Annotated in this window: 6 protein-coding genes; all 6 read right to left on the reverse strand. The window is 41.4% G+C overall.

The genetic code is table 11. The features are described from left to right. Positions 1–11 precede the first annotated feature (11 nt). Positions 12–5,021 carry a non-ribosomal peptide synthetase gene (locus I8752_RS35225; RefSeq protein WP_214436778.1) on the reverse strand — a complete coding sequence of 1,670 codons (5,010 nt, stop codon included), beginning with the start codon at positions 5,019–5,021 and terminating at the stop codon, positions 12–14. Positions 5,022–5,161: 140 nt separating this feature from the next. After that, positions 5,162–5,956, reverse strand: a complete 795-nt coding sequence (locus I8752_RS35230) for an SDR family oxidoreductase (protein ID WP_214436779.1) — start codon at positions 5,954–5,956, stop codon at positions 5,162–5,164. A gap of 13 nt (positions 5,957–5,969) precedes the next feature. Then, the gene (locus I8752_RS35235; RefSeq protein WP_214436780.1) at positions 5,970–6,656 is read right to left on the reverse strand and encodes a cupin domain-containing protein; all 687 of its coding nucleotides are present in this window, start codon (positions 6,654–6,656) and stop codon (positions 5,970–5,972) included. A 9-nt stretch (positions 6,657–6,665) separates the two neighbouring features. Continuing rightward, the gene (locus tag I8752_RS35240; protein WP_214436781.1) at positions 6,666–7,265 is read right to left on the reverse strand and encodes a LysR family transcriptional regulator; all 600 of its coding nucleotides are present in this window, start codon (positions 7,263–7,265) and stop codon (positions 6,666–6,668) included. Positions 7,266–7,347: 82 nt separating this feature from the next. After that, the gene (locus tag I8752_RS35245) at positions 7,348–12,288 is read right to left on the reverse strand and encodes a non-ribosomal peptide synthetase (protein ID WP_214436782.1); all 4,941 of its coding nucleotides are present in this window, start codon (positions 12,286–12,288) and stop codon (positions 7,348–7,350) included. Then, positions 12,289–16,497 (reverse strand): AMP-binding protein, encoded by a 4,209-nt coding sequence (locus I8752_RS35250; protein WP_214436783.1) that lies wholly within the window; start codon positions 16,495–16,497, stop codon positions 12,289–12,291. It abuts the gene before it with no gap. Between the last annotated feature and the right edge of the window lie 166 nt (positions 16,498–16,663).

The following is a 16,663-nucleotide window of genomic DNA, read 5'->3' on the forward strand; positions in this document are numbered from 1 at the left end:
TACTGGCTGTTTTATTGAGTTTGAATTGCTTTTGTTAGTTGAATTATAGTCGGTTTTTCAAACAGGTAAGTTAAAGGAATTTCTCTTTGGAAATATGACTGTAGTTTGCAGGTAACTTCCAGAGCTAGAGAAGAATTTCCTCCAAGTTCAAAAAAGTTGTCTTGAGTGCTAATCTGCTCTCGTCCTAAAAAATCTTGCCAGATAGCTAACACAACTTCTTCATCAGGATTTTGCGGTTTTACAAATTCCTTCGCTTTTGGCAATTTAATAGTTTGATTGGGCAAGCTTGGAGGCTCAGATATTAAGATAATTTCATTCAGACGTTGATTAGAATTAATGGTGATTTTTTCTAGCAAAATCAAGAAATTATCGACCATCTTGGTAATAGTCGCATCTGTAAATAAATCGGTTCTATAAACTAGCAGACCTTCAATACCTGTTGATGTTTCTTCCAGCGTTAACTCTAAATCAAATTCTGCGGTATCTTTGGTATCTTTAGCAATCAACTCCTCTTTTAAAATCAGATTGGAAAACTCTAAATTGTCTTCTGGAGTATTTTGAAAGACAAACATTACTTGATTGATTAATGTGTAACTAGGGTCTCTCACTGGCTGGAGTTCTTCTACTAGCTTGATTAGGGGCATTTCTTGATGAGCGTAAACACCCAAAGCTACCTCACGCACTCGACCCAATAATTCCCGGAAGCTGGGGTTTCCTCCTAAGTTGGTGCAGAATGGTAGCAAATTGACAAAGAAACCAATTAATCTCTCTATTTCTACTCTGGTGCGATTGGCTAAAGCACTACTGACAATGATATTTTCTTGTTTGGTATAGGCAAAAAGTAATGTCTGGAATGCTGCCAACAAGGTCATAAATAAAGTTACGCCTTCTTGTTGACTCAGAGTCTTCAGTGCATCGGTTAGTTTTTGGGAAATAACTACAGATTTAACTGCACTTTCAAAGGTGCGTACTGGTGGACGAGGATAATCAGTTGGTAGCTGCAATATTGGCGGACTAATGCCTAAATGCTTTTGCCAAAACTGAAGCTGAGATGCTAAAACTTCTCCTTTTAACCACTGTCTTTGCCATTGAGCAAAGTCACTATATGTGATAGGTAAATCTTTCAAAGGAGATGGTTTACCTTCACAAAAAGCTGCGTAAAGTTCGGCTAATTCTTGGGTGAGGATACTAAAAGACCAACCATCAGCAACAATATGGTGGGTGACGGCAATAAATAAATATTCTTGTTCGTCCAACCGCCACAGTTTGCTGCGTAATAGTGGTCCGCGTGCTAAATCGAAAGGCTGCTTAATTTCTTGCTCAGCTAGTTGTTTAACTTGAGTTTCGCGTTCGGCTGCGGGGATGTGACGCAGATCAATTACGCAAAAATCGAATACAGGTTCGTCAATAGTCGCATAAACAACTTGTCCATTTTTTACTTGAAAAGTCGATCGCAATGTTTCATGCCGTCGGACAATTTCTCTTAAACTCTCTTCTAAGGCTTTTTCGTTCAGCGCACCTGTAATCCTATAGATTAAAGGTAAGTTATAGATGGGATTGCCGGGATAGAATTGGTCAAAAAACCAAAATTCCAGCTGGATTAAAGAAATTGGGATGGTTTCGCCTGAAGAGGGCAACTTGGTGAGAGCTAATTCCTGTCGATTTGGTGCTTTAGCTGTGGCGATTTTTTGGGCTAAAGGTGCGATCGCTGGCGATTCAAATAAACTTAAAAGGGGTAATTCTATGCCAAATGCTTTGCGCGTTAAAGCAATTACCTGAGTTGCTAATAAAGAATGTCCCCCCAAATCAAAGAAGTTATCGTAAATGCCAACTTTTTCTAACCCTAAAACATCTTGCCAAATTCCCGCTAAAATTTCTTCGGTGGGTGTGCGCGGTTCTACATAAGTTTGGCTTAATTCGGGTCGGCTGTTTGACGGTTCTGGTAAAGCGCGACGGTTGACTTTGCTATTAGGCGTGAGGGGAAAAGATTCCATTTCCACAAACGCCGATGGCATCATATAATCTGGCAGTTGCTCGCTCAAAAAAGTTCGCAATTGTTCGACTTTGATTGTCTCGCCAGGAATTGGCACAAAGTAAGCAGCTAAATATTTTTCCCTGGCACTTTCCCCAAACACTTTGGCTACCGCTTGGTTAATTTGCGGATGTTTGCTAAGAACAGCTTCAACTTCTCCCAGTTCCACGCGAAAACCCCGGACTTTCACCAAATCATCTATCCGTCCCAAAAACTGGATATTGCCATCCGGCAAGTATTTTGCTAAATCTCCTGTTTTGTATAAGTGCTGAGTCACCGAAGTTTGCTCAACGGGGGGAACCCCCGCACGCAACTTCTCGCTGAGTGCTGAGTGCTGAGTGGGGAGTGCTGAGTGCTGAGTGGAAGAATTTTCTTCTGCCTCCTGCCTTCTGCCTTCTGCCTTCTGCCTCCTGCCTCCTGCCTCCTGAAACGGATTCGGGATAAACTTTTGATTGGTCAAATCTGGACGGTGGAGGTAGCCGCGCGCCAAGCCATCACCACTGACGTAGAGTTCTCCAGGTACGCCAATGGGTACGGGTTGGAGATTGCGGTCTAATAGATAAACTTGCACATTGACAGCTGGTTTACCAATGGGCGGATAAATCGGCCATTCATCTGGGTTTTGGCTAAAAGTATAAGCTGTAACTAAATCTGCCTCTGTAGGTCCGTAGAAATTGTAGAGCGTACAATTGGGCAAACGCTTAAACAGCTTAATCATCGGCTGCGTAATTTGCAGTTGTTCGCCACAAGCGATCGCTTCCCTAATATTGTTAAATAAATGTACTTGCTCTCCGTAAATTTCCGCTAATTGCTGCCACAGGGTAACAGGTAGAAAAGCTTTACCAATTGGGTTATTAGCCAGTAATTGAATTAATTTATCTAAATCTTTGCGATCGCACTCTGGAATTAGATACAATGTACCGCCAAAGCCCCAAGCCACAGATATTTCGTGATAGCTGACATCAAAACTCAAGGAAGCAAACTGAAGCACACCCACACCTGTAGCCATTTTCGCCTGATGGTGTGCGACTAAATTAGTGAGCGAGCGATGGGGAACAATCGTTCCTTTAGGTGTGCCGGTAGAACCAGAAGTATAGATGAGGTAGGCTAAATTCTCAGCAGTAACTTCAATTTGTGGATTTTCCGCAGATTCTTGGCTAATAACCTCCGCATCATCATCTAACATAATTAGATGACGAGTCGTATTACCTTCAAGTAACGATCGCCAACGGGATTGAGTTAACACAACTGGTGCTTGCGAATCCTGAAGCATGAAAGCTAAACGCTCTGGCGGATAGTGGGGATCGAGAGGAACGCAAACTCCCCCAGCCTTGAGCGTGCCTAAAATAGCGATCGTTGCATCTAGCGATGCCTTCAGCAACGTCTTCGACGAACGCTCTACGCAAATGCCCACTGGAATATCTTGTTTTACACCTAAGCGTTGTAAGTGGTGGGCGATTTTATTGGCTTGCTGGTTTAACTCCTGATATGTCAATTGCTGCTTGTCGTATACCACCGCCAAGGCTTGGGGGTTCTTTGCAACTTGCTCCTCAAATAACTGATGGATGCAACGATTAATGGGATGCGCTGCTGCGGTTGCATTCCACTCTCTTAACAGCAAATCTTCCTCAGCTGGCGTTAATAGCGGTAACTCCCCTGGGGTGCGATGGGGATTCGTGGTAATTCCTTCCAACAAAGTCAGGAAATGACCAGCCATGCGATCGATGATATCTGCTTGGAAGCGATCGCGATCGTAACTAATTTTGACAGTCATTTCCTCGCCAGGAATCGCCACCACTGTTAGAGGATAATTAGTTTGCCCTTTATCCTGAATTTCCCCGATGCTCAAATTCCCAGGAAGTTCCTGCAAAGTTGCGTTGATAGGATAGTTCTCAATGACAACCAAACTTTCAAACAAAAGTTGAGTGCGAGGAATTTCACTCACACCTTGAATATCTACCAGTGGAGTATATGAATACTGTTCTCGTTCGATGTACTCTTCTTGTAACAACTGCAACCAGGTTAACAAATCAGTTTGCTCAGGGATTTTTAACCGTGCTGGCACAGTATTAATAAACACCCCTACCATCGACTCTACACCGGATAAAACCGGAGGACGACCAGAGACAGTAGTGCCGAAAACTACATCAGACTCGCCACTATAGCGACTGAGCAACAAAGCCCAAGCTGCTTGTATTAAAGTGGCAAGTGTCAGATGATGTTGTTGGGCAAAAGTTTTTAAGGCTGTTGTCGTCTGGGCCGATAGATTATGGCAGAGAACATCAATATATAGTTGTTGGTGAGAACTCTGCCCGATAGGTCGTTCTACAATCAAAGGCGTAGGTGCAGAGAAACCCTCAAGATTCCTTTGCCAAAATTCCTTCGCACCAGCCAAATCTTGCTGCTGCAACCAATTAATATAATCGCGGAAAGGGCGACTTGGAGGTAAATTTAACTGTTTACCTTGCTGAATTGACTCATAAATATAAAATAATTCTTTGAAAATAATCGGCCAACTCCAACCATCAAGCAGCAAGTGATGAAAACTCCAAACAAACTCGTAAGTTTCATCAGCTACCCGAATTAATGCACACCGCATTATAGGAGCTTTGTCAAGTTCAAAACCTTGCTTTTTATCTGCCTCTAAAAAAGAATTTAGCCGAATTTCTCGCTCCTGTTGAGATAACATCCGCCAGTCTAAATTAGACCAAGGCAAATTAACTTGTTTCCGTACTACCTGTACGGCTTGCTTGCGATTCTTCCAAACAAAAAGAGTCCGCAAAACCGAATGTCGCTCAACTAAAATTTGCCAAGCACGTTCAAATATACCTGCATCTAAATTGCCATGTAGAGTTAATTGAAACTGCTCAAAATAGAGTGTCGATTCCGGCTCATACAGAGTATGAAATAACATCCCCTCCTGCATCGCCGATAGAGGATATATAGATTCAATATCTTTACTTTTATTTTGCTTTTGTGCAACTACCATTGTTTTAAAGATGATAATAATTATGTAAAATTTCTCTCTTCTTCTCTTCTCTTTGTGCTCTTTGCGTCCTACCCTGCGGGAAGCTGCTTGCGCGTCTATGCGGTTCGTTTAAAAAATAAATCTAAATAAAAACCATAAACTTAAAAAGCCGATGTCGATAATCCACCATCAACCGGAATAGTCACACCCGTAATATAGCTAGCACATTCTGATGCTAAAAACGCAACTAAATTTGCCACCTCACTAGATAAACCACGACGACCAAGAGGAATCATTTTATTACTTCCGGCGATAATTTCATCAACCGTCCGTCCTTCCTGTTCGGCAAAAATCTCTAAATATTCTCTATGTCTAGGAGTATCAATCAAACCAGGATTAACACCAGTAACTAACACATTCCATTTAGCAACTTGCGTCGCCACAGTTTTAGTAAAATTCATTAATGCCGCATTCGCTACTCCCGATTTTATAAGACGGCTAGAAGGTTCTTTTCCTGATGTACCAATGATATTAATAATCCGTCCCCTTTGCTGATTTTTCATCGTTGGTAGCACCAAATTAGTCATGCGAATATAGCCCATTAACTTGCGCTCAAACACATCTTCCCAATCTGCATCAGAGATATTTTCTATAGGTTCAAGAGAAAATGTTGCCCCTTCAGAATTATTGACCAAAATATCGATTTTGCCAAATTGTGTAATAGCTTCTTGTACTAGTTTTTGAGAATCATCAGCATTTTGCACATCAGCACAAATGTGAATAACTTTTGCTGGAGAACCAACCAAACTTTGATAAGCTTGTTCCAATCGTTCAAAATTTCTACCACAAATTACTAAGTGACAACCTTCTGCTGCCAACTTGTGAGCAACGGTGTAACCTATACCAGCGCTGGCTCCTGTAACTAAAGCGACTTTCTGTGTTAATCCTAAATCCATAATTAATATTCCTTTAGGAAGCAGTTAGTGCTGTCTTTAAACAAGCATCTTTAATTGAAAGAGTAGAGGAAGGTTTAATCAAAATCTCAATTAAAGTTACAATTTCATCAGAAGCATTATATCCCCCGTATAACACCTCAGCCGGAGCATAATAAACGCTACCATATTCTAACTGTTGCTGTTCGTTTTGAATGGCGATCGCTAATTTACCATTCAGGACTATTCCCATTTTGTCAACATTAGCTCGGTGAATTGGGATGATTGCTCTAGGAAGAATTTTAGTAATAATAATTTCAAACCAAGAGCCAATAACAGACTGACATTCAAAACCTGTAATTTTATCAATAGTTAGTGAAACTTTTAAAATCGCCTCTTCAGGTTCCTCCAAATTTGTGATGCGTTTTACATCAAATGCTAATGCTGTTTCTGAGAAAGGATTGGTAGAACCATGCAGCACATTAGCACCAGCTACATACACTTGCTCAAGAGGTTCGAGAATTTCTTTTGTACCGTTGAGGTTAAATTCTAACCTTCCCGTAATTTGCATTCCTATTTGGCTTTCGGAATGTTGATGTAATGTAAAAGTTGCGCCTGGGGGAATAGAAGCTAACTGCACAACGGTATCTTCACATTGGAAGGCGAGTAACTCTACATTAGAGTTAATTATAATAGTTTTTGGTTGGGGAAAATATTTAGACATAACTTGTTGTTAATTTAATCTTTTTTTTTGAAAAAGTGACCAACTCATCTGGATATTTCCATAAGTAGAAATAAATTCTAAATCGTAAGCTTTCACAGCATTCTCATTAGTAATAGCGAAATCGGCTAAACCCTGTTTGACTTGCATCGCGCAATCGCTAGTAGAAGGAGATAAATCAACTTGGATTTGTGCTTTATCTTGAGTATCTGGCAAAAGTTGTTTTAACAAAGGTAAAGGAGCCGGATGAGTAACAATTCTCGAACCGTTGAAAACTGCCTCTTTATCTTTCTTTTTCGCCAACCCATAAACGGGAGTAGGATATATAAAAATAAAGCCTAATTCCAAATCAGGCTCCATATAAAACTCATTAATTCGGTCGTAAGCATGAGGAACTAACGCTAAATCAACCTTGTCTTCCAGCAAGGCTGCTTTAACATCAAGAAAAGTATCGAACAACTGAGTTGATACAGTAAATTCTTCGGAGATTATTTGATTAATTATGTACTTGGAAGCATAATCACTACTAGTAGCAGCAGGCCCCAAAGTACCTATGACTAAATTTTTTGAAGGAGGGATACGAGGTTCAAATTCAATCTGAAATTCCAGCATAGTTCTTCCTGAGTTATCATCATATTTTTGGGTAGCGATTTATTGATTGCTTGGTGATAAATAACCTCCTAGAACGTAGTTTTTATTCAATTTCTGCTAACAGTTCGTCCAAAGCTTCTTGGCTAAACTCAACATCCGGGAAGTCTGAAGGAGTATAGCCACCCGCTTCTGGAGATAAGCAGTGGGCAATAATAGCTTCTAGCGCTGCTATATACTCGTGCGCCAAATGTTCTACAGTCTTCCGGCGATGGAATTTTTCGCTGTAGTACCATTCCAGTTTCAGCCGTCCTTCTATCACCAAACCATCCACCGTGATTAAGTGGCTGCGTTGTCCTTGAGGACTGTGAATAGAACCGCTAGACTCGCAAGCATATTTCCATCCCAAGGTGGCTAACTGAGTTTGGTCGTATTGACCCAAGTAGTTAAAGCTCACCTGGGCTTTGGGTAGGGCTTGTAACTGATGGCGTTCTGCGTTTCGTAGCAGCGCTTCGCTATCGCACTCATCTATACTCAAATAACGCAAGATGCCATAACCAATCCCCTTGTTAGGTATCTGGCGCAGTTGTTCTTTAACTGACTTGAGAACTTCTTTGATGTCATCTTGCGCTTCCAGCCTTAACAACACGGGGAAGATACTGGTAAACCAGCCTACCGTGCGCGACAAATCCACATCCTCAAATAAGTCCTCTCGCCCGTGACCTTCTAAGTCAATCAGTAGGGAGGGAGAACTTATCCAGCGAGTGAAGGTCTGCGCTAACGCTGTCAGCAGCACATCGTTAATTTGAGTATTGTAAGCCGAGGGAACATCCTGTAACAAAGCGCGAGTTTGTTCTACGCTCAGATGTACAGAGACAGTCCGGCTGGAGGCTACAGTATTTTCTTGAGTAGCAGCAGTATAATCCAACGGTAACGGCGCAGTTGGGAAACGCATTGATTCCAGCCAGTAATCTAGCTGTAAGCGGAGTTCTTGACTGCGCGCATAATCCTGCAACCGCATTGCCCATTCCTTAAAGGAGGTGGTTTTTGCAGGTAGTTGGATAGTTTTACCAACTTCTAACTGTTTGTATGCTTGCGATAAGTCTTCTAGCAAAATCCGCCACGAAATCCCATCGACAGCCGCGTGATGGATGACGATGAGTAACCGTCCGGCAGAATTTCCTAGTTGAAACAGAACGACCCGCATCAACGGCCCATCTGCTAAGTTGAGCGTTCTTTGTGCTGAATCTGCTTTAACTGCGATCGCCTTTAACTGTTCCCCTTGAGGCAGATGTGATAAATCTGCAATGTCCAACGAGACTTCATCTACATCACTGTTGTACTGCTGCCATTTTTCATCCTGCTGCACAAATCGCAGGCGTAAAGCATCGTGATGATAGAGTAGCTTCTGTAGTGCCTGCTGTAATAGTTCCGGTTGCAAATTTGCGGGAACTTCTAGCAGGACTGATTGGTTAAAGTGATGCGGTTCTGGCTGATTTTGCTCAAAGAACCAGTGTAAAACAGGTGTTAGAGGGATAAAACCTGTAACTAACCCTTGTTCTGATTGAACCGAATTAATTTTACCAGCAACACTGGCTAATTCAGCAATTGTTTGATGTTGAAATATTTGTTTGGGCGTGAGTTTTAGCCCAGATTGATTAGCTTTGGCGATTATTTGCATACTAATGATGGAATCTCCGCCCAATTCAAAGAAATTGTTGTGAATCCCAACTTTTTTAAGTAATAAAACCTCCTGCCAAATCTTGGCTAAGACTTCTTGAGTGTGAGTGTGCGGAGAAACAAAACCTGTTGATTCATCAGACTCAAACTGCGGTACTGGTAATGCACGGCGGTCTACTTTGCCATTAGGCGTAATCGGCAAAGCTTCTAAAAATGTGAAGGATGCAGGAACCATGTAACTGGGGAGCTTTGACTTGAGAAACTGGCGTAACTCATTACTGGTAGGCTGCGTGAGTTCTGGGATGATATAAGCTGCCAAACTCTTCACACCAGGTATATCTTCCCTAACGATCGCCACAGCCTCGCGCACCTGGGGGTGTTGAGTTAAAGTAGCTTCAATTTCTGCAAGTTCAATGCGGAAGCCGCGAATCTTAACTTGGTTATCAATGCGACCCAAGAATTCTATATTGCCATCGGCTTGATAGCGAACTAAATCGCCTGTTTTATACAAGTGCTGAGTGCTGAGTGCTGAGTGCTGAGTGTTGAGTGCTGAGTGCTGGGTGCTGAGTGCTGAGTGCTGAGTGTTGAGTGTTGAGTTCTGAGTTAAAGATTCTCTTTCTCCCCCTGCTCCCTGCTCCCTGCTCCCTTGCCCAATTCCTGCCTCCTGAAACGGATTAGGAAGAAATTTTTGATTTGTCAAATCTGGACGGTTGAGATAGCCTCGTGCCAAGCTTTCGCCACTGATGTAAAGTTCTCCAGTTACACCAATGGGTACAGGTTGTAAGAGAGAATCTAATATATAAACTTGAGTATTGGCGATCGCCCTCCCAATCCTAGGTGATAAAGTTTGTTGTCCTTTCGGCACAGTCCCAGAGGTTGTTACTACAGTATTTTCTGTCGGGCCGTAATTATTCACCACCTCAAAGGGATGGAAATCTGAAGGATACTGATGCAGTCGATCGCCACCTGTGAGCAAAGTTCGCAAAGCAGCATTCGCAGGCCAATTTAATGACAGCATTTTCTCTGCCATTGGCGTTGGTAAAAAGCTAATAGCGATCGCCTTTGCTAACATCCAATCCCGCAGTTGTTCAGGATCGAGTCGGGTTTCATCATCAGGGAAGTAAATACTAGCTCCCGCCGCCAGATAAGGCCAGATTTCCCAACCACAAGCATCAAAAGCAACTCCTGCAACTTGTGTGGCGCGATCGCCAGAGGACACCGCAAAAGCTTGCTGATGCCAAAAGACTAGGTTTAACAAGCCTCGATGCTCAATTTGTACCCCTTTAGGTCTGCCAGTGGAACCGGAGGTGTAAATTACATAAGCGAGATTGTTAGTTGTCGTAGTGTGAGTTAAATTCTCTGTGCTGGTGCTGGAGATTGCTTTGTCGCTATCCAGACAAATCACCTGCGCTTTGTGTGGCGGTAGGGTTTTAACTAAACTTTCCTGCGTCAGCAGTACCGATACCTGAGCATCTTCTAGCATGAACGCCAAACGCTCTTGGGGATATGCCGGATCGAGTGGTACATAAGCCCCACCAGCCTTGAGAATGCCTAGCATTCCTACTATCATTAGGGGCGATGCCTTCGGCAACGTCTTCGACGAACGCTCGATGCAAATTCCCACTAAAACTTCTGGTTTTACCCCAAGTGAGCGTAAATAATGCGCTAATTGATTGGCGCGATCGTTCAACTGTTGATATGTCAGCGATTCCTCTTCATAAACCACAGCCACAGCATTTGGTGTCTTTTCTACCTGCTGTTCAAATAACTGATGGATACATTTGCTGTGAGGATAAGGTCTATAAGTATCATTCCACTCTACTAGTAACTGATGTCGCTCCTGCTGACTTAGCAATGGTAATTCGCCAATACTTTGATGGGGATTGGCAATTATCGCTGCTAACAAAGTCTGGAAATGACTCGTCATCCTAGTAATCGTATCTGGCTCAAATAGGTCGCTGTTATATTCCCAAGAACCTATCAATCCTGCTTTTGTCTCCCAAACTGCCAAGGTCAAGTCAAATTGAGAAGTGCCACGTTCGACAAATTGGGGAGTCAAAGTCAAATCGGGCAATTCTACTTTATCTAACAAAAAATTCTCTAAGACGAACACCACTTGAAACAGGGGATTGTAGCTGAGAGAACGTTCTGGTTGCAATGCTTCTACCACTTGTTCAAAGGGAACATCTTGATGAGTGTAAGCAGAAGTTGCAACTTGCCGCACTTGGGAGAGAAATTCTACAAAACTAGGATTTCCCTCAATCCGGTTCCGCAATACCAATGTATTGACAAAAAAGCCAATCAATGACTCTAATTCTCTGCGGTTGCGGTTAGCTATAGGGCTACCAACGCAGATATCATCCTGACCACTGTAGCGAAACATTAAAACCACAAAAGCCGCCAGTAGGGTATGAAATAAGGTCGCCCCTGACTGTTGGCTGAATTTTTTGATTTGTTCGCTTAAATTCCGGTCTATTTGGAATTGCTGGGTCGCACCACAAAAAGTTTGAATGGCGGGGCGGGGCTTGTCTGTGGGTAGTTCTAACAAGGGTGGTGCGCCAGCTAGTTGTTGCGTCCAGTAATTGAGTTGCTGTTTTTGTACTTCCTCTGTCAACCACTGTCGCTGCCAAACTGTAAAATCACCATATTGGATAGGTAATTCAGGGAGCAGTACAGAAGAATCCAGTGTCAAAGCTCGGTAGAGGCTAGATAACTCTTGGATAAATAGCCCCATTGACCAACCATCGGTGATGATGTGGTGCATAATCAACGCCAAAACATGGGACTCTGACCCCAGCTTTAATAAAGTCACCCGCAACAATGGGCCATGACTTAAATCAAAAGGCTGACGAGCTTCTTTGGTGACAATTTGTTGTACCTCTGATGCTGCTAAACCTTGCAAGTCCAGCACTGGGCTTTTGATTATCAAGCTCGGAGATATGACCTGCACGGGTTTGCCATCGACGGCGGGAAAAGTTGTGCGGAGAATTTCGTGGCGACGGATAATTTCGTTGATACTCTGTTCTAGAGCAGCTAGGTTGAGTACACTTTCAAGGCGCAGCTGCAAACTCTCGTTATAAAATGCGCTTTGGCTCTCTAGTTGATAGAGAAACCACATCCGTTGTTGGGCAAAAGATAAGGGTAATTCTCCAGAACGGTCTATAGATGTTATTGGTTCAAAAGAGGAGTCTGTGGCATTTTTTGCTTCTTCCAGAAAAGCCAGGATTTCTGATTTGTACGCTAGTAGTTTGTTTTTGAGGTCTGGGTTCATCACTCCCTTGGGAGCGACATATTTTAACTGGTTGTTTTCCAGCCAAACTTTGATGCCTAAACTATTTAAATAAGAGACGAATTCTATTGTTGTCATTTACAGCACCCCCACCTCATATTCGTTTTCTGCATCATCAATACTTTCATTCCACTGTTTACCAACAGTTAACAATGCTTCTAGGCTTTCTCCTAAACCAGCGACAGTCGGAGATGCAAAAAAACGATTGGGCGATAATTCCACAGCAAAAGCTTCGCGCAATCGCGCAATGACTTGGAAGACTAACAAAGAATTTCCTCCCAGTTCAAAGAAGTTGTCGTGAATGCCGATTTGGGGTATGCCTAAAACATCTTGCCAAGTTTGAGCTATCTGCCTTTCTGTGTCGTTACGGGGCGGGGTAGTCGCGCTTTTACGAGCCATACCCTTAGCTAGTAAGTCTCGATTAATTTCGCCGCTAGGAGTGAGGGGCATTTCTGATAGTTGCACAAAGTCACAGTTAACGGTTTTGCCGAAGCGATCGCGCACCGTCAAATCTGGTAACTTTGGTACAACAGCACCATCTTTGGAAGTGAAATAGGCAGTTAATTTCTGTAACCCTTGAAATTGGGAAGTAAAACGCTGAATTTTAGCATGGCTGCCATCTAAACCAACTATCAGCGCTGTTTGATCGTGATATAAACCAGCTAAGAAGGAATATAAACCTTGTTGCAGGCTCATATCATAATATCCTTGCGCACGGATGATTTCTTGTCTCTGATAACCCTTGTTAATCCCGGTATCACGCCAAATTGTCCAAGCAAAACAATAGCTGCGTAACCCAGCAACAGAATTTTGGTATTGATTAAAGCTTTCTAAGAAATTGTTAGCCGCAGCATAAGCCGCAATTGTCGCGCCACCAAAGAAACTTGCCAAGGACGAAAAGCTGATGAAAACCCCCTTTCCTTTCAACACCTGATGCAGCACCCAAGCACCTAAAACTTTAGGACGTAAGATTGCAGCTAAACCCTCTGGTGTTTCATCCACTAGCATTTGTTCGTGGTAAGTTCCCGCCAGATGAATCACGCCATCTAGTTGACTGACCCAGATATTCTTGGCTTTTTCGATGACTTGTTGAGTGGCTGACAAATCGCAGATATCTACTGCTTCATAAACCACTGTTCCCAGTTGCTTTAATTCCTCATAAGCTTTAACTTTATCTAATATTGATGCAGATATAGACTTTGTACTTGGCAGAGGAGTACGACCAAGTAAGAGCAATTTAGCATCAAAAAACTTAATCAGATATTTAGCGATTTCAACTGCGACCCCGCCAAGACCACCGCTAATTACATACATTCCTCCTTGTTTAAAAGGTAGTGCTTGCTTTGGTTTATGTTGTAGATTAACTTTTTCTAAACCTGCAACTAAACGCTTGTTGTCACGGTAAGCAACCTCTTGTTCTTTTGATACACTTTGGAGTTCTTGCAGAATGTAATTTGCATTAACCTCGGTTAAATTTGTTGGCAAATCGATGTGGCGACAATTTAACCAGGGGATTTCATGGGGAATAGTTTTTAGGACACCGAGAACAGGAGATTTTTCATAAGCTATTTTGTCTGTTGGTTTTGTAGACTGCGTATAGCTAGAAATAAATAATAATTGAATTGAATTCTGGTCAGTCCGAATTTTTTCTAAGGCTTGGATAATAAATAATAAACTATAAATTCCGTATTCTTGGACTTGTTCCAGAGCTTCTGGATTGTTGATTTCTCCGCCGTAATCTTGGTAATTCCAGAGATGAAGAATCTGGCTAATATTAAGTTTCTCTGCTTTTATTGCTTTAAATAATTGCTGATAGTGTTCGGCGTTGCCAGGTTTTAAGCAGAAGTGATTAGGACTTGCTTGAGTAAAATCGTAACTGGGCGAGACACAAATATATGGTAAGTTTTGTTGTTGCAATTGCTGACAAATAAATTCACCCAATCCTAGCCGATCGAGGAATACTATAGTCAAACCATCTTGAGGTAGAGGTTGCAAAATTTTGGCTGGCTTTTGTCGCCAGACTTTTTGGTAAAACCAATCAGGAATAGTAGTATTGGGATTACCTATTAAGATATCAATCTGTTTAATAATTGATTGAAATTCACCAGTTTTAAACCGTTGGCTGAGTTGCGATCGCTGAATTTTACCAATGGCAGTTTTCGGAATAATTTCTTTATCTACGGAAATTAAATAATCTGGGTTTATGCCTATTTTGTTAACAACTTTAGTGCGAATTTCTTTGAGGAGATTGACTAAACTGCGATCGCCACTAACAGAAGTATGGAAAAAGATGGCTAATTTATCGGTATTGCTTCTGGGTTGTCTGACTGCACAGGCGGCTGTATATGAGACTTCTATGGCTTTCAGTTCCTCAACAGCAGCTTCAATTTCATGGCAATAGTAGTTTAAGCCATTAATAATAATGACATCTTTTATTCTGCCTGTAATCGTTAAACGCCCTTGATGCAGAAAACCTAAATCACCTGTATTAAACCAACCATCAGAGGTAAAAGCTTCTTGGTTTGCTTGGGGATTTTGATAGTAACCACTGGTAACAGATGCACCTTTTACTTGTAATCGCCCAATAGTATCTTCGGGAACTATTTGTTCATTTTCGTCCACAATCCGCACTGAAGCACCTGCAATTGGCAAACCCAATTCTACAAATGAAGCGTCATCTGATGTGGATGCTAAAGAAAAACTATTAGAGTAGGTAATACCAGAAGCGGTTTCGCACATCCCAAAGGCTGGATGAATTGCGTTGCTTGGTAAACTATAGGGGCGAAGCAGCTTTAAAAAACTCCTAGCTACTTTAGTAACAATTGGTTCGCCAGCGTTGATAATAAAACGCATCGACGATAAATTCCAGTGCTTTTGCTGAATCTCACTGGCGCGATCGCATATTAAAGAGAAGGCAAAATTAGGTGTCCAACTAATCGTCGCTTGATGATTATCAATCAAATCTAACCACTTGAGTGGATTCTCAACAATCAAATTAGTAGGCACATGAATTTGTTGGCAACCTAAATTAATAGCCAAAATACTGAGAGATACTAGTGCACCTACATGATCTAAAGGCATCCAGTTTAAAACACTGTCTTGATGGGAAAAATTACCCATGACAATAAAGCCATTAGTCATACTCAACAAGTTGCGATGATTCAGCATCACACACTTGGGTATACCAGTACTACCAGAAGTCAAAAACAAAATTGCTAAATCCTCTGGCTGACTCTGATGCAAGTTTTCATCTGCTTCGCACTCATACAACTGTTCGATAGTCGCTAGTTGCAAGTTTTCTAAATTTAACTGTGTTGCTAAACTAGCAATCTTGGAAGCTAAAGCATCGCTTGTCAGTACCAGAGGTTTCCCCAATATTTGCCAAGTATTCTGGAGTTTGCTGGTAATAGTGTTAAGTTGTTCGTAGGTTTTAGCTACAGATATGGCAACGGGAACAAAGCCCCCAAGCACGCATCCCCAAAACGCAGACAGAAAATCTTGATTGTCTTCTAGTTGAAAAATTACTTTATCTTGGGGCTTAAATCCCAGCTTTTTCAATCCTGATGCAATTCTTTGGGCATTTTGGAACAATTCACTATAAGATTGAAATTTTTCGCTGCCATCAGTTTGAACGAAAATAATACCTTTATTTGTATTTTTGGCGGCTTTTTCGAGTAAATTTACTAAAGTTTTGGGAGCATCGGGGGAATGTTGTAGCGGTTCCCCGTGGCTAACGGCTAGTTTATTGGTAGAGGATAAATTCTTGTTTTCTATATTTTGAATAGGTTTGATTGATGGTAAATTTTGCTGGCTATTTTCAGTTGTGAATACTTGATTATCACCCAGCAAATCCTCCAAATGCACAGGAGGAATATTTGTAATCAATGGTTCAGTAACTACTGCAACACTATTAATTTCTGACAACAAATATAATTGTTTTTCTAGACGAATCATTAAATCAGTATCAATAACTTCTAGGCTAGCTAGAGTTGCTTCATCTAACTGTACTGTATCAGTAATAGGTATACTTGAAACTGGTATAAATGCTCTAGGTATCAATTCGCTAGGTAAAACTTTTTGCAAGTGAGACAACAATTGTTCCCTAGCAAACAAGCCTGATGGAACTACATAAACTATTAACTCATGTTTTAAATTTTTTGTTTGCCTCTCTAATACTACACAATCATCTACAGTCAAACTCGACCTAATAGCAATTTCTATTTTTTCGTATGTAAAACTTTTATTATTTGAAGTTTCTATAATTTGTCTATAATTATCTAATTGCATTAGGTTTTAGATCCTTATTTCTTCAATATTAATAATTTTAAATTAATAGTAATTAAGAAGTATAAATGTAATTTTTTGTTTGTCTACAATTATCCATCAGATAGATAATCTCAGTTTTGTCAATAAAATGCAATAGCAGTTAAGACAGTTAAGAAGACAGTTAAGA

Origin of the sequence: Dendronalium phyllosphericum CENA369, assembly GCF_016056275.1 — a bacterium.
GTDB lineage: Bacteria > Cyanobacteriota > Cyanobacteriia > Cyanobacteriales > Nostocaceae > Dendronalium > Dendronalium phyllosphericum.